The 13,850-nt window shown below is 61.7% G+C and carries 16 protein-coding genes; 7 read left to right on the forward strand and 9 right to left on the reverse strand.

Annotation, left to right across the window (positions count from 1 at the left end; genetic code table 11):
- The first annotated feature begins 66 nt into the window (after window positions 1-66).
- Both FHX16_RS11545 and FHX16_RS11550 read left to right on the forward strand, forming a co-directional pair.
- Entirely contained in the window at window positions 67-507 is a 441-nt protein-coding gene (locus FHX16_RS11545; RefSeq protein WP_183862799.1) for a hypothetical protein, read from the forward strand.
- A gap of 11 nt (window positions 508-518) precedes the next feature.
- A complete protein-coding gene (locus FHX16_RS11550) occupies window positions 519-872 on the forward strand; it encodes a hypothetical protein (RefSeq protein WP_183862797.1) in 354 nt (117 codons plus the stop codon).
- A gap of 3 nt (window positions 873-875) precedes the next feature.
- On the opposite strand, the gene FHX16_RS11555 is transcribed toward FHX16_RS11550, so the two are convergent.
- Entirely contained in the window at window positions 876-1,403 is a 528-nt protein-coding gene (locus FHX16_RS11555) for a gamma carbonic anhydrase family protein (protein WP_183862795.1), read from the reverse strand.
- A gap of 12 nt (window positions 1,404-1,415) precedes the next feature.
- On the reverse strand, window positions 1,416-2,111 hold the full coding sequence (locus FHX16_RS11560) for a fumarylacetoacetate hydrolase family protein (protein ID WP_183862793.1): 696 nt from the start codon (window positions 2,109-2,111) through the stop codon (window positions 1,416-1,418).
- Between the two features lie 157 nt (window positions 2,112-2,268).
- Between FHX16_RS11560 and dusA the strand changes: the two genes are divergently transcribed.
- Window positions 2,269-3,297, forward strand: a complete 1,029-nt coding sequence (gene dusA, locus FHX16_RS11565) for a tRNA dihydrouridine(20/20a) synthase DusA (RefSeq protein WP_405049276.1) — start codon at window positions 2,269-2,271, stop codon at window positions 3,295-3,297.
- Between the two features lie 143 nt (window positions 3,298-3,440).
- Here the strand turns inward: dusA and FHX16_RS11570 are convergent, their stop codons facing one another.
- Complete coding sequence (locus FHX16_RS11570; RefSeq protein ID WP_007533154.1) at window positions 3,441-3,653, reverse strand: cold-shock protein; 213 nt, start codon at window positions 3,651-3,653, stop codon at window positions 3,441-3,443.
- A 605-nt stretch (window positions 3,654-4,258) separates the two neighbouring features.
- Complete coding sequence (gene uvrB, locus FHX16_RS11575) at window positions 4,259-7,171, reverse strand: excinuclease ABC subunit UvrB (protein ID WP_259128570.1); 2,913 nt, start codon at window positions 7,169-7,171, stop codon at window positions 4,259-4,261.
- 184 nt (window positions 7,172-7,355) lie between these two features.
- Between uvrB and FHX16_RS11580 the strand changes: the two genes are divergently transcribed.
- From FHX16_RS11580 to FHX16_RS11590, 3 genes are all read left to right on the forward strand, one after another.
- On the forward strand, window positions 7,356-8,015 hold the full coding sequence (locus FHX16_RS11580) for a dihydrofolate reductase family protein (RefSeq protein WP_259128313.1): 660 nt from the start codon (window positions 7,356-7,358) through the stop codon (window positions 8,013-8,015).
- Between the two features lie 28 nt (window positions 8,016-8,043).
- A complete protein-coding gene (locus FHX16_RS11585; RefSeq protein ID WP_183862789.1) occupies window positions 8,044-8,370 on the forward strand; it encodes a hypothetical protein in 327 nt (108 codons plus the stop codon).
- A gap of 161 nt (window positions 8,371-8,531) precedes the next feature.
- A complete protein-coding gene (locus FHX16_RS11590; RefSeq protein ID WP_183863022.1) occupies window positions 8,532-9,779 on the forward strand; it encodes an MFS transporter in 1,248 nt (415 codons plus the stop codon).
- A 60-nt stretch (window positions 9,780-9,839) separates the two neighbouring features.
- Here FHX16_RS11590 and FHX16_RS11595 read toward each other — a convergent pair whose 3' ends face one another.
- Window positions 9,840-11,075: a TIGR02594 family protein gene (locus FHX16_RS11595; protein ID WP_183862788.1), complete on the reverse strand. Its 1,236-nt coding sequence runs from the start codon at window positions 11,073-11,075 to the stop codon at window positions 9,840-9,842.
- Between the two features lie 306 nt (window positions 11,076-11,381).
- On the opposite strand from FHX16_RS11595, the gene FHX16_RS11600 reads away from it, so the two are divergent.
- On the forward strand, window positions 11,382-11,735 hold the full coding sequence (locus tag FHX16_RS11600) for a DMT family protein (protein ID WP_183862786.1): 354 nt from the start codon (window positions 11,382-11,384) through the stop codon (window positions 11,733-11,735).
- A 22-nt stretch (window positions 11,736-11,757) separates the two neighbouring features.
- On the opposite strand, the gene FHX16_RS11605 is transcribed toward FHX16_RS11600, so the two are convergent.
- From FHX16_RS11605 to FHX16_RS11620, 4 genes are all read right to left on the reverse strand, one after another.
- Complete coding sequence (locus tag FHX16_RS11605) at window positions 11,758-12,090, reverse strand: helix-turn-helix transcriptional regulator (protein WP_259128571.1); 333 nt, start codon at window positions 12,088-12,090, stop codon at window positions 11,758-11,760.
- Window positions 12,083-12,529, reverse strand: coding sequence for an SRPBCC family protein (locus FHX16_RS11610; protein WP_183862784.1), 447 nt, complete (start codon window positions 12,527-12,529; stop codon window positions 12,083-12,085). The genes FHX16_RS11605 and FHX16_RS11610 overlap by 8 nt, the downstream gene beginning before the upstream one ends.
- Before the next feature lie 67 nt (window positions 12,530-12,596).
- Window positions 12,597-13,184 (reverse strand): hypothetical protein, encoded by a 588-nt coding sequence (locus FHX16_RS11615; protein WP_183756347.1) that lies wholly within the window; start codon window positions 13,182-13,184, stop codon window positions 12,597-12,599.
- Between the two features lie 3 nt (window positions 13,185-13,187).
- Window positions 13,188-13,571, reverse strand: a complete 384-nt coding sequence (locus FHX16_RS11620; protein ID WP_016554248.1) for an acyl-CoA thioesterase — start codon at window positions 13,569-13,571, stop codon at window positions 13,188-13,190.
- Window positions 13,572-13,850 lie beyond the last annotated feature (279 nt).

Consider the following 13,850-nt stretch of genomic DNA (forward strand, 5'->3'; position numbering starts at 1 on the left):
ATATGTAATTATTGATTGTATTTCAGGTTGAATTATGATGTGCGGCAGGGACTGGGGACCGCGCATATGCCGAAACATTATCTACTCTTGCTGGCCGTGACGATTCCGCTCGACGGATGCGCAATCTTTGCGCCTGCTTACAACGAGGCCGTCTATACGAAGCTTGAGGGTGCACACTCCAGTCTGACCAAGATCGAAACCGCGCTGGGGACGAAGGCGCCGCAACGCACGCGTTATCGTGACGTGGAGCCATATTACATCGAGGCTCTCGCGATGGTGAAGGACGCGGGCGAGATCGCCGGGCAACGCCCGGCATATCTCCAGGGAAAACCTTCGGCGCGTGCCGCCCAACTATTGGCAGACAACATCGAACGCTGCCGGCAGTCAATCGAACTATCGCGAGCCGCCTTCGAAGAGAATGGTCAGCAGCCCAACGAAGCAGACAACATCTCCATCGTTCGGAACACCTGCGGCATTGCCAGGACGATGGAAGGCTCATTGAAGTAGGAGAAACATCCATGCCTGTTGACGCGACTTTCGCACCAAAATCTGCCGGGGAGCTGCTTGAAGGACTGCTGTCCGTCGCTGCGGCGACGGCAAAAGGCCAATGGACCGCCATTCGCGACGAGATGACATATCAGCTGGGCTTCATCGCGCAAAAGACCGCCAAGGTCATGGCGCAACTGGCGGCCAAGACGATCACCGTGAAGGCCGCGGACCTGACGCTGCATCTGCTCGAACTCAATCTCAACAGCGCGCTGGCCGAGTTCGAATTCCTCCTTTACGCCGCCGCGCAGAAGATCCTGAATGCCGTCTTCGACCTCGTGAAAACGGCTGTCAAGAACGTGACCGGGGTAGGCCTGCTGTTCTGACGGTCAGAGGGGACGAAGATCCCGCGCAAAGCGCTGCCAGTTGCCGACATATTTCTCGGCGGAACGGCGGAGCTTTTCGATCGCCGCCTCGTCGAGCGTGCGGACCACGCGCGCGGGCGAGCCGACGATCAGGGAGTTGTCGGGAAACTCCTTGCCCTCGGTGATCAGCGCATTGGCGCCGACCAGGCAGTTGCTGCCTATCTTCGCGCCGTTCAGGACCGTGGCGCCCATGCCGATCAGCGAATTGTTGCCGATCGTGCAGCCGTGGACGATGGCGTGATGACCGATGGTGCAGCCTTCACCGATCGTTACGGGAAAGCCTGGATCGGTATGCAGCATCGCACCTTCCTGGATATTCGTCGCCGCCCCGACCAGAATCGGCTCATTGTCGCCGCGCAGCACTGCCCCAAACCAGATGCCGACATCGACACCAAGCGAAACCTGGCCGATGACATGGGCATCAGGCGCGATCCAGTAGGTGCCGGGTGCCGGTAGATCCGGCGTCAGTCCGCCGAGCGCGTAGACAGGCATGGACGTCTCCTCTCAGGCCACCTTCACCGACAGTGTGGCGATACCGTCGATGCCGCACTTGACGTGGTCGCCCCTCGTCACGGCGCCGACACCGGCTGGCGTGCCGGTCATGATGACGTCGCCCGGCGCCAGGATGAAGAGTTTCGATAGTTCGGCGATGATCTCTGGCACCTTCCAGATCATCTGGTTGAGGTCGCCATCCTGGACGCGCTTGCCGTTCAGTTCCAGCCAGATACGACCCGCCAAGGGATGCCCGAGCTTGGCCGCCGGGACGATCGGCGATACGGGTGCGGAATATTCGAAGGCTTTGGCGACCTCCCAGGGACGACCGAGCTTCTTCGCCTCCGCCTGCAGGTCGCGACGCGTGAAGTCGATACCGACGGCATAGCCGTAGATGCAATCAAGCGCCTTCTCAGCGGGAATATCCTGGCCGCCGGCCTTCAGCGCCAGAACGCACTCGACTTCGAAATGCACATCGCTTGAAAGCGGCGGGTAAGGGAAATTCTTGCCCTCAGCCACCAGGTTTTCGGCGTTCTTCTGGAAGAAGAAGGGCGGCTCGCGGCTCGGGTCATGGCCCATCTCGATCGCGTGGTCGGCATAGTTGCGCCCGACACAGTAGACGCGACGCACGGGAAATGCGTCAGCGGTGCCTTCGACGGGAAGCAGGACGGGTTGGTGAAGGGGGATGACAGTTGCGGGAAGGGACATTGCAGGCTCGTGCTATTTGTGAGTCCCGGCATCTTAGACGGAAAGGAAGCGGGGGGGAAAGTGCGGTTCGCCGATTAGTGGCTGCCGTGCATCGCCGCATTGCTGCCTTGCGCGCCGCAAACTGGCATTTCACCCGTCTTTGCGCTATGAGCGCGGCATGACTACATCCAATTTCTACGCCGATGCCCTGAAGTCAGCTCAGCCGATCTTTGCCGTTGCGCCGATGATCGACTGGACCGATCGCCATTGCCGCTATTTCCACCGGCAGATCAGCCGCAATGCGCTGCTCTACACGGAAATGGTCGTGGCCGATGCGATCATCCATGGGCCTCGCGAACGGCTACTATCCTTCGATACGGCGGAGCATCCTGTGGCGCTGCAACTCGGCGGATCGGATCCGGCGAAGCTTGCCGAGGCGGTCAGGATCGCGGCACCCTATGGCTATGACGAGATCAACCTCAATGTCGGCTGTCCCTCGGACCGAGTGCAATCGGGCACCTTCGGCGCCTGCCTGATGCTGACGCCCGAGACCGTGGCGGCCTGCGTGGCGGCGATGAAGGCGGTGGCCGACGTGCCTGTGACGGTGAAATGCCGGATCGGCGTCGACGAGCAGGATCCTGATGCGGCGCTGCCCGGCCTTCTCGACCGCGTGCTCGATGCCGGCGCCGATGCGATCTGGATCCATGCGCGCAAGGCCTGGCTGAAGGGCCTGTCGCCGAAGGAGAACCGTGAGATCCCGCCGCTCGACTACGAGATCGTCTACCGCATGAAGCAGGCGCGGCCGGATGTCTTCATCGGCATCAACGGCGGCATCCAGACGCTGGACGAGGCGGCCGGGCATCTCGACCATATCGACGGCATCATGCTCGGACGCGCGGCCTATCAGAACGCCGGCGTCCTCGCCGATGTCGACCGCCGCTTCTATGGCGCGGCGCCGGAGGCGGCAGACTGGGGCGATATCCGCGACCGGATGATGGCCTATGCCGAGCGTCATGTCGCCAATGGCGGGCGGCTGCAGCAGGTGGCGCGGCATATGGTCGGGCTGTTTACCGGGTTGCCTGGCGCGCGGCGCTATCGGCAGATCCTGTCGACCGATGCCGTCAAGGCAGGAGCCGGGCCCGAGGTGATTGCCGCAGCCTTTGCTGCGGTCGATTTCGAAGGTGCGCGGGAAGCGGTCGGCGCATAGCGCTGCCGCGCGACGAAACGGAGCTCGGCTGGCGAGCCGCATTGCCGCTCGAGCGTTTCGCGGGGCAGCCGATCGATCCCGCAAACGAAAAACGGCGCCCCTTGCGGAGCGCCGTCCTCTTTCCTGCCGAAGCAGAAAATGAATTAGTTAGCCGAGATGTTGACGGCCTTCGGGCCCTTGCCCATGCGGTCCGGCTCGGTGTCGAAGGTAACCTGCTGGCCTTCGCGCAGCGACTGGATGCCGGAAGCCTGCAGCGCGGAGATGTGGACGAAAACGTCCTTCGCGCCGCCTTCTGGCGTGATGAAACCAAAACCCTTGTCCTGGTTGAAGAATTTTACGGTGCCCTTGGTGGCCATTGGGATAGTCCTTTTCCCTTAGTCTGTTTGGTATCCATCCCCCGCGAGAGGAAACGGACGGCTTTAGCTTTCGCGCCCCCTCATCAAAATTCAGCGCGCGAAGGGTCAGTCGAGTAGTTCACGAACGGGGAAAGAACGTCTACGTACGCGGGTGTCCCCCACGCCGCCTTCCTGCCGGAAAGCTTTACCACATCAGTCCAGTCACCGGCATGCAAATGCCCGAGAGCCGCATTTGGTGACAGCATTCGAAGCAAAAGGCAAGCGGCAATATTGTGGCACGCGATTCTGCGACACGGGAATCGACAAAGATTCAGACACTTGACGAATCGTAAGCACTCACAGCTGATGTTGTGCCGTTTCGGGAAACTGTGCCGGAACGGCACCGTTGCGCTCCTTCGCCATCCCGGCCGCGCCCTGAGGGCCGTCCATCCTAGCGCGCGCCGCCCCGCCCGCCAGCTTGTGCTGCACCAGGTCGGCGCTACCGCGAACGTGGGAGACGAGCGGCTTGCCGCTGGAATCGGAAACCGCATAGGCGATGATCGTGACATCCTCCTCGAAGGACGCGAACGCCCATAAGTCCGCTTTGGGTCGAGAGGAGACATCCTCTATCTTCCGGGCCGACCCGTCTTGCCCTTTGTCCGACCCTTGCGCTTCTGGTCCACCGCATCCTCGTAGCTGCCGACGCCGGTCTTGCCGCGCACCAGCGGCCTGACGGCGTCGCGTTCCGGCTGGCCTTCCAGCAGCAGTGAGAAGCGCTTCGTGCCCTTGGCGGCCTCGGGCTTGTCCGGCAGGTGGCCGGCGACCGGTTTTTCGGTGCGGCCGACGGTCATTTCGTCGAGGCTGTTGCGGCGGAAGAGGCTCTTGCCGGCGGGGTCCGCGACGTCGCGGCCCATTTCATCGAGATCGGGCTTGCGGAAGAGCGGGGTTTCGGTGTCGGTGCCCGGGCCCATGTCGTTGAGGCCGGGCTTGGCGAAGAGGGAGCTTCCGCCAGCGGCCGGCTTGCCGCTCTTCTTGCCGCTGCCCTCCTGCGAGCGTGCTTCCTCGCGCGCCATCGGGTCGTCCATGACGGCGAGTTCGGCGGCCTTGAGGCGCTTGATCTCGTCGCGCAGGCGGGCGGCCTTTTCGAAGTCGAGGTCGGCGGCGGCGTCGCGCATCTGCTTTTCCAGCGCGTTGAGATGAGTCTGCAGGTTGCCGCCGACGAGGTTGCCGCCATCGGCAAAACCCTTGCCCGAGGCGCCTGAAATGTCGGCGCGGACGTGGTCGCGTTCGTAGACCGAGTCGAGGATGTCGGAGATCTTCGCCTTGACGCTCTCCGGCGTGATGCCGTGTTCCTCGTTATAGGCCACCTGCTTTTCGCGGCGGCGCGCGGTCTCGTCCATGGCGCGCTGCATCGAGCCGGTGATGTTGTCGGCATAGAGGATGACCTTGCCGTCGACATTACGTGCGGCGCGGCCGATGGTCTGGATCAGCGAGGTCTCGGAGCGCAGGAAGCCTTCCTTGTCGGCATCGAGGATGGCGACGAAGCCGCATTCGGGAATGTCGAGGCCTTCGCGCAGAAGGTTGATGCCGACCAGCACGTCGAAGGCGCCGAGGCGGAGGTCGCGGATGATCTCGATGCGCTCGAGCGTGTCGATGTCGCTGTGCATGTAGCGGACGCGGACGCCCTGTTCGTGCAGGTATTCGGTCAGGTCCTCGGCCATGCGCTTGGTGAGCACGGTGCAGAGGGTGCGGTAGCCCTTGGCCGCGGTCTCGCGGATTTCGCCGAGCACGTCGTCGACCTGGCTGCGGGCCGAGCGGACCTCAACCGGCGGGTCGATCAGGCCGGTCGGGCGGATGACCTGTTCGGCGAAGACGCCGCCTGCCTGTTCCATCTCCCAGCCGCCGGGGGTGGCGGAGACGGCGATCGTGTCCGGGCGCATGGCGTCCCATTCCTCGAAGCGCAAGGGACGGTTGTCCATGCAGGAGGGCAGGCGGAAGCCGTATTCGGCGAGCGTCGCCTTGCGGCGGAAGTCGCCTCGGTACATGCCGCCGATCTGCGGGATGGTGACATGGCTTTCGTCGATGAAGACGATGGCGTTGTCGGGGACATATTCGAACAGCGTCGGCGGCGGGTCGCCGGGGTCGCGGCCGGTGAGATAACGCGAATAGTTCTCGATGCCCTGGCAGGAGCCTGTGGCCTCGAGCATTTCGATATCGTAGCGGGTGCGCTGTTCCAGGCGCTGGGCCTCCAGCAGGCGGCCGGCCTTTTCGAGTTCGGCGAGGCGGCCCTTCAGCTCCTCCTTGATCGACTTGATGGCGGCGTTCAGCGTCGGGCGCGGGGTGACGTAGTGCGAGTTGGCGTAGATCTTCACCGATTTCAGGTCGCCGGTCTTGGCGCCGGTCAGCGGGTCGAACTCGGTGATCGCGTCGATCTCGTCGCCGAACATGCTTATGCGCCAGGCCGCGTCTTCCAGGTGGGCAGGGAAGATTTCGATGGTGTCACCGCGGACGCGGAAGGAGCCGCGCTGGAAATCCATGTCGCGGCGCTTGTATTGCTGGGCGACGAGGTCGGCGAGCAGCTGGCGCTGGTCGAGGCGGTCGCCGACATTCATCTGGAAGGTCATGGCGGTATAGGTCTCGACCGAGCCGATACCGTAGATGCAGGAGACCGAGGCGACGATGATGCAGTCGTCGCGCTCGAGCAGCGAGCGCGTCGCCGAGTGGCGCATGCGGTCGATCTGCTCGTTGATCGAGGATTCCTTCTCGATATAGGTGTCGGAGCGCGGCACGTAGGCTTCCGGCTGGTAGTAGTCGTAGTAGGAGACGAAGTACTCAACCGCGTTGTCGGGGAAGAAGTTCTTGAACTCGGAATAGAGCTGGGCGGCGAGCGTCTTGTTCGGCGCCAGGATCAGGGCCGGGCGCTGGGTTTCCTCGATCACCTTGGCCATGGTGAAGGTCTTGCCGGAGCCGGTGACGCCGAGCAGAACCTGGCTGCGGTCGCCATTTTCGAGGCCCTCGACGAGGTCCTTGATGGCGGTCGGCTGGTCGCCGGCGGGCTGGTATTCCGAGTCCATGCGGATCGAGATGCCGCCTTCGGACTTGTCGGGCCGGGCGGGGCGGTGCGGCGTCCAGATCTTGCCGTTCTTGTGAAGCGGGTTGCCGCTCTCGATCAGCGCCGACAGGGCCTCGACAGTGGCGGTGACGGCGGTGCCGGCCTGCAGCGAAGCGGCTTCCTCCAGCGTCGTGTCCATGCCCGCGACCGGGTTGAGGCCGGCGGCGGCGCGGGTTTTCGGGTCGGTCGAGCCGCCCATGGAGGTACCGCGCGCGGATTTGGAGGCGGCGATCTCCACCTTCTTGCGGTGCTTGCCGGCCTTCGAGGCGATCTGGCGCTGCGTCTCGACACTTGACGCCTCGGCATCGGCCTCCAGCTGCTTCACCCAATCGGATACGGAACCGGACAGGGGCGCGCCCTCGAAGGACGAATGCGGGGCTTCCTCGAAGCCAACAGGGGCGGGGGATTTCTTCGGAGTTTTGGCCATGGCCGGAATATGGCGAGAGTCACCGCGAAAGTGAAGGGGCAAAGAGTACAAAAGGGAAACAAAAGAATCGTTCGGATTTGGCAAACAGTGGCGGCGGATTTTGTCGGATGCAATTGTCGGCGCGGGCGGCGGGCGAACGTCCTTGGTGCACAAGCTACGCAGGTTTTCATGGAGGAAAATGAGGATGCGGAAGATCATGACAGGTGCATTCGTCAGTCTCGACGGCGTCATGCAGGCGCCGGGCGGTCCGGATGAGGATCCGATCGGCGGTTTCCGCTATGGCGGCTGGGCCGCGCCTTATTTCGACGAGGCGATGGGAGAGTCGGTCGGCGAGATGTTCGCCAATCCCTTCGATCTGCTGCTTGGCCGCAAGACCTATGACATCTTTGCCGCGCATTGGCCTTACGTTGCGTCAGACGATCCGATCGGGCCGCTGTTCGACAAGATCACCAAATATGTCGCCACGCGCAATCCGGACTTCAAGCCAGGTTGGCAGAACAGCCAAGTGCTCGGAGCCGACGTCGTCGGCGCGCTCAAGGCGTTGAAAGCGAGCGTTGGACCTGACCTGCTGACGCAAGGATCGACCCACTTCCTGCAGACGCTGTTCCGGAACGATCTGGTCGATGAGCTGTATGTCTCGTTCTTTCCTGTCGTGCTCGGCAAGGGCAAGCGGCTGTTCGGCGACGGAGCATCTCCGGGCACACTGAAGCTCATCAGTTCGCGGACTTCGGGCACTGGCGTCACGGTGAACAAGTATGTTCGCGACGGCGATATCGTGACTGGCTCGTTCGAGTTCGAACAGCCGACCGCTGCCGAGGTAGAGCGTCGCAGGAACCTCACCTGAGCGCGGCTCTCGATCTGCAGAGGATACCATGAGCGATATTCCCGTTATCAAGATGCGGCCAAAGGGCAGGGCTCAGGAGCAGCGCATGCTGATCCCGAGCGAAAGCATGGTCGTCGATGCGTTGCAAAGCGCGCCGACGGGGCAGCTGTCGGATCTGGCGGAGATCCGGCGCGCGCTCGCGGCGAAATACGGCGCGGATGCCTGCTGCCCCGTCACGGTGCAGCGGCATCTGGTGCACATCAGCAAGGAGGGCAGCGCGCCGTTCTGGCGTGTCGTGGATCCCGACCGGCCTTTTGCCAGGCGCATGACCGGCGGGCCGGATCACATTCGCGAAAAGCTTGCCGGTGAAAGCTGAGCGACGGTCAAACTGTCGCAGCCGGGAACAAGGGCAGCAATGCTGACGTTAAACGAGGCTGCCTGTCACAGCTTCGACCTCGCCCATCCCCGGGCGATCCCTCTCTTCGACGGCATCCGGACATTGCCCGCCTCGCCGCCGCTTTCGGACGGAGGAACATGATGTCCGCATTGCAGAGCCTGCGCGCGCTCACCTCGCAGCAGCGCAACACCGTTATTGCCAGCTATCTCGGCTGGACGCTCGATGCCTTCGATTTCTTCATTCTGGTTTTCGTTCTCAAGCACATTGCAGATGAGTTTCACACCGACGTCGCGGCCGTGTCGGTCGCGATCTTCCTGACGCTTGCGATGCGGCCGCTCGGCGCCCTGCTCTTCGGGCTCGCATCAGACAAATATGGCCGCCGTATCACGCTGATGGTGAATGTGGCGCTCTATTCGCTGTTCGAGTTTCTGACCGGTTTCTCGACGGGGCTGACCATGTTCATCATGCTCAGGGCGCTCTACGGCATCGCCATGGGCGGCGAATGGGGCGTCGGCGCGTCACTCGTCATGGAAACCGTCCCTGAAGATAGCCGTGGCATTGTCTCCGGCATCCTGCAGGCCGGTTACCCCTCTGGTTATCTGCTCGCCTCGATCGTCTTTTTCCTGCTCTTCCCAGTCATCGGCTGGCGGGGCATGTTCTTCGTCGGGGCGCTGCCGGCGTTGCTGGTGCTCTACATCCGGCGCAGCGTCGAGGAGAGCCCGGCGTTTCTCAAGCGGCAGAAACAGGGACGCCGACCGTTCCATACAGTGCTACGTGAAAACGTGCCGCTGTTCCTGTGGTCCGTGCTGCTGATGACAGCGTTCAACTTCTTCAGCCACGGAACGCAGGATCTCTATCCGACCTTCCTGGAGACCCAACGCAACTACGATAGCTATACGACCGGCGCGATTGCCATCGTCTACAATATCGGCGCGATCTGCGGTGGTCTCTTCTTCGGTGCGCTTTCGCAGCGGATCGGGCGCAAGAAGGCGATCGTCATCGCATCGCTGATCGCCGTGCCGGTGGCGCCGCTTTGGGTCTATGCGCCGGGACCGGTGCTGCTCGCGATCGGTGCGTTCCTGATGCAGTTCTTCGTGCAGGGCGCCTGGGGCATCGTGCCGGTGCATCTCAATGAGCTGTCGCCAGACGAGGTACGCGGCACGTTCCCGGGATTTGCCTACCAGCTCGGCAATCTGCTCGCGTCAGGCAATGCGACGCTGCAGGCGGGACTGGCCGAGCGTTGGGACGGCGACTATGCGTACGCGCTGCTTATGGTCGCGGCCGTCGTTGCCATCGTCGTCGCGCTGCTCGCCGGCTTTGGTTACGAGAAGAAGGATGTGCGGTTCGGAACGGAGGAGGCCGAGGAGCCACGCGGTCTGCGTGCATGATCGGCCAAACGAACCGCTGGAAGCGGGCGCGGTGTGTCCGCGCCCGCTTACCGTTCGAGTTCAGACGATCACGGGCATCAGGAAACGGACGAACTCGGATTCTTTGGTGTTTCCGTTCTTTTCGATTAGGGGGAAGGTTTTCTCGCAAACCGTGTTGCTCTGGTTTCCACCAAGCAGTGTGATGGTCGTATTGGTCCAGGAGACCACGAAACCGACATGGCCGTTGCCGGTTGCCCAGCTCGGATCGGTAAAGGGCGCATAGCGACGAACCGCGATCGCGCCCGGTTTCGGTTCCTTGAGCACGAGGAACTGGTTCTTCTTGTTCCAGAAGAACGAACGGGCGCCGGGATGATCGGTGCCCATGTGGCCGCTACTGACCAGGCAGTAATTGACGAAGGCGGCGCACCAATCGACCTCGTCGCCGCCGGCAACCTCGAACCATGGTGCGCAGACCTTGAAGTAATTGAGGATGCGGGGGTTCTCGCCGGGATCCGGCCACTGGCTACGTTCATGCGCCGGGAGGGCTGCTTCGCGGCGGGCGATGGTCATCCAGTCCTGCGTTGCCGATGCCGCTGAGGATGCCACGCCAATCGCCGCTCCCATCAGCGGTGCAGGCGGTGCGTTCGGTCTGATTGTGCCGGGCTTCCAACCTTCAACGACCTGAATGAACCTGGCGATCTTTCGGAAATCGTCCATTTTCAGGTCGGCGAGAACCGCAGTCAGCGCAACGCCTGTCTTATCGTGGATGAACTGAGCGTACTCAGCTGACTTGTTCTCCTCCGGCGGAGCGTAGCGGAAAATCGCCTGCTTGAGCGTGAGCTTGATATAGGTTGCCGTTCGCAACAGCGCGATGATGGCCGCCTTTCCGGTATCCTCGTCAGGGAAGATTGCAAAGCTGCCGTCATCGCCGATGGCGCCACAATTGATCGAGAAGTCACCCTTGCGGATATTCCCCGCGTTGCAGTTGCGCCAGGAGCGTGATCCGCCTTCGCGGATTTCGTCGCGGCCACTCGCGTCGGTATAGAGGATCGTTTTAGGTGCGATTGCTCGAGCGTGAACGAACGGTCCATGCGCGCCGGCGGGCGGCGGGGCAGGGCTGTCCATGTTCGCGACGGGTGGCGTGCTGGGCAGGGTCTCGTTGAGACTAGCTCCGTCCGAAGAAGACGACGCGAGATCGTAGGTGACCGAATAGGTGCCGCCGGCGTCGACAATCGAGCCGATCTTCATTTTTGCCTGCGCCAGAGCGGCGAGCACTCCGGCCAAGCTGGTTTTGCCTATATCTGTGATCGTGTCCATGGCGCGTCCCCTCCGGTAGACGACTGGTGAAGGCGATCCGGACGGGCGACGCGCGGCGATGTTGCGGGCAATTCGTTCCGCTGCAGCGTATCGGACTGTCAATCTGCGGATGCCTTTCCTATTAGGCGCACAGCCTTTGAGAAATTCACACAAATTAACATCAACCACTGATTGCTGAATGAGTGATCCTTTGAGGTGTTACACTCGATTGCGGACGTAGAGGCGGCTGCAAGTCCGCACGGGCCCTTGCAGAGCGGAAATTTGGCGATACATGCTGCCGCCAGTTTCAATTTCCGGGAATCACCCATGCCTTTTGCCCTCAGCCCAGCCGCCGTCTGGCCGGTCGTCATGCTTTTCGCGTCGAACATCTTTATGACCTTCGCCTGGTACGGCCATCTGAAGCATAAGGGGGCGGCGCTGTTCATCGCCATCGTCGTCAGCTGGGCGATCGCTTTTTTCGAATATTGCCTTGCCGTGCCGGCGAATCGCATCGGCTCGGCTGTCTATTCGACGGCGCAGCTGAAGACGATGCAGGAGGTAATTACGCTTCTCGTCTTCTCCGGGTTCTCGGTCTTCTGGCTCGGCGAGAACCTGACGTGGAACCATGCGATCGGCTTTGCCCTGATCGCGATCGGTGCATCCTTCATTTTTCGCGGCTAGGCCCATTCGCTAGCTGATGTGTCTACCGCTCCACGAAGGCGCGCAGGCGTTCGAGCGCGTCGTCCCATTGCCGGGAGACGCTGTCGAGATAGGCACGCATATCGCCGATCCGATCGGGTTGGAAAGCGTAATGGCTTTCCCGCCCAACCTTGGTGGAGCGAACGAGGCCGGCCTGTTCCAGCACGTGCAGATGCTTTGTCACCGCCTGCCGGGTGAGGACAGTGCCGACCGAAAGCCCTGCGATCGAGCGTTCGCGCCCGTCGCTGAGGGTTGTCAGCAGTGACAGGCGCGTCGGGTCTCCCAAGGCGGCGAACAGGATTGCCGCGTTCTCGCGGTGGAAATCGACGTTATCTATCGACGTATTCCTTGATGTTTTTCATCTGTTCGGCCCAGCCCCCGTCGTTCATACGGAATGCCTCCTCGCGGCGATGCGGCGGGACTTTGTCAAAACCCGATTCCGTGACCGTCAGGCGCGAACCCGACGACGTCGGCTCGAGACGAAACTCGACGAGCGTCGGCTCTTCCTTGGAATAGTCGACGTTGGGATCGATGCCGTAGGGATGCCACGTGAAGGAAAAAAGCTTGGGCTCCTCCATGCGTTTGACGGTGGCCTGCCAGCGAATGTGTTCGTAGCCGGGATGGGTGATGTGGCCAGTCGAGTTCTGGCCGGGCACGAAGGGTCCATCGAGCTGGACGCGGAACCATTCGCCGAATTCGCGATGATCGGTGATGGCCTTCCAGACGCGCTCGACCGAAGCGTTCAGTTCGATGATTTTCTCGATGCGATCAGACATATCGGCAACCTCCTGGTTGCCTTTTGTCTCATGGTGGCGGCGAAATAGCAACCAAAAAGTTGCGCATTTATCCCAGGACGTCATAGATGCGGAAAATGAAGCTGACCTGATAGAGCAGATTGAGCCAGACGAAGACGGCGTGGAAGCGGCGGTTGGCCGTCCATGCGGCGATGACGCAGAGGATGACATAGGCGATGTTGCGCGCCGGAAACTCCCAGCCGATAGACTGGATATGGTCTGCCCCCTTGATCGCGGTATCGATGATGTCGACGGCATAGGTGAGGGCGAGCGTGCCGAAGAACCAGCGCCGACGCGAATAGAAATACTCTTCGTAGCCGCCATACTCGTCGAGCGAGGCTGGGAAGAGCAGCGCGCAGAGCATGAAGAACAGGCAGCAGAACGAGACGAGAAACAGGTAGATGCCGAAATGCAGCACCGGCACGGCCTGCAGCCGATACTCCCACCACCAGATGTGGATGATGAAGAGGAACATCGATGCCGCCCAGCCGAGATGGACGGCATAGGGCTTGCCCTTTCCCGGATGCTGGATGATGCCGGCGATGCCCGTCAGCAGCCGCGCAAGGCTGAGCGAGATCACCATCCCCATCACGACCTTGATGTGGAGAAAGACCTCGGGCGAGCTGACCGATTCCATGGCCTATTCCGCTGGAACCGGCTTCGGCTTTCCGGTCTCGTCGAGCGCGACCATGATGAACGTCGCCGCCGTCACTTGTTCCATGTTGTTGTAGCGGGCACGGGTAGCCCATGCCTCGACCGAGAGCGTGATTGAGGTGCGGCCGACAGCTTCGATCGTGGTGAAGACTGAAAGAGTGTCGCCGATCTTCACTGGCAGAGCGAATGCCATTTCCTTGACCGCTGCGGTGACGACGCGACCCTTTGCGCGTTCCGATGCCGTAATGCCGGACGCAAGGTCCATCTGTGCCATGACCCAACCGCCGAAAATGTCGCCTGCCGGATTGGCGTCGGCGGGCATGGCCACGGTGCGAAGGGTCAGGGCGCCATTCGGCTTGGCGTCGGTCATGGAAGGCTCCTGTTCAAGAAAAACGGACAACGATTCCGAGGGACCCTAGCGCAGATGCCCTGGAAGCGAAACGCGCTGATGTCTGGAGGTGAGGCGTCCCTCTCCCAAACTCAGACTATAGTTCTATGAGATATTACCTAGCGTGCTTTGGTGCAATGTTGGGCGGTCAATATAAATCAATGACTTGCGCGAATATGCGAGACATTTGAGAAAATCATCACCTTGCGGCAATTCAGTGAGATCTAATTAAAATTCACCATCCAGTAAGGCCCGCATAGC

It is taken from the genome of Rhizobium sp. BK661 (assembly GCF_024808825.1).
Lineage (GTDB): Bacteria > Pseudomonadota > Alphaproteobacteria > Rhizobiales > Rhizobiaceae > Rhizobium.

Bases quoted from the DNA above. Each gene is read 5' to 3' on its own strand.
- FHX16_RS11545 (WP_183862799.1), top strand. From the start codon at position 67: ATGCCGAAACATTATCTACTCTTGCTGGCCGTGACGATTCCGCTCGAC.
- FHX16_RS11550 (WP_183862797.1), top strand. From the start codon at position 519: ATGCCTGTTGACGCGACTTTCGCACCAAAATCTGCCGGGGAGCTGCTT.
- FHX16_RS11555 (WP_183862795.1), bottom strand. From the start codon at position 1,403: ATGCCTGTCTACGCGCTCGGCGGACTGACGCCGGATCTACCGGCACCC.
- FHX16_RS11560 (WP_183862793.1), bottom strand. From the start codon at position 2,111: ATGTCCCTTCCCGCAACTGTCATCCCCCTTCACCAACCCGTCCTGCTT.
- dusA (WP_405049276.1), top strand. From the start codon at position 2,269: ATGACTACATCCAATTTCTACGCCGATGCCCTGAAGTCAGCTCAGCCG.
- FHX16_RS11570 (WP_007533154.1), bottom strand. From the start codon at position 3,653: ATGGCCACCAAGGGCACCGTAAAATTCTTCAACCAGGACAAGGGTTTT.
- uvrB (WP_259128570.1), bottom strand. From the start codon at position 7,171: ATGGCCAAAACTCCGAAGAAATCCCCCGCCCCTGTTGGCTTCGAGGAA.
- FHX16_RS11580 (WP_259128313.1), top strand. From the start codon at position 7,356: ATGCGGAAGATCATGACAGGTGCATTCGTCAGTCTCGACGGCGTCATG.
- FHX16_RS11585 (WP_183862789.1), top strand. From the start codon at position 8,044: ATGAGCGATATTCCCGTTATCAAGATGCGGCCAAAGGGCAGGGCTCAG.
- FHX16_RS11590 (WP_183863022.1), top strand. From the start codon at position 8,532: ATGTCCGCATTGCAGAGCCTGCGCGCGCTCACCTCGCAGCAGCGCAAC.
- FHX16_RS11595 (WP_183862788.1), bottom strand. From the start codon at position 11,075: ATGGACACGATCACAGATATAGGCAAAACCAGCTTGGCCGGAGTGCTC.
- FHX16_RS11600 (WP_183862786.1), top strand. From the start codon at position 11,382: ATGCCTTTTGCCCTCAGCCCAGCCGCCGTCTGGCCGGTCGTCATGCTT.
- FHX16_RS11610 (WP_183862784.1), bottom strand. From the start codon at position 12,529: ATGTCTGATCGCATCGAGAAAATCATCGAACTGAACGCTTCGGTCGAG.
- FHX16_RS11615 (WP_183756347.1), bottom strand. From the start codon at position 13,184: ATGGAATCGGTCAGCTCGCCCGAGGTCTTTCTCCACATCAAGGTCGTG.
- FHX16_RS11620 (WP_016554248.1), bottom strand. From the start codon at position 13,571: ATGACCGACGCCAAGCCGAATGGCGCCCTGACCCTTCGCACCGTGGCC.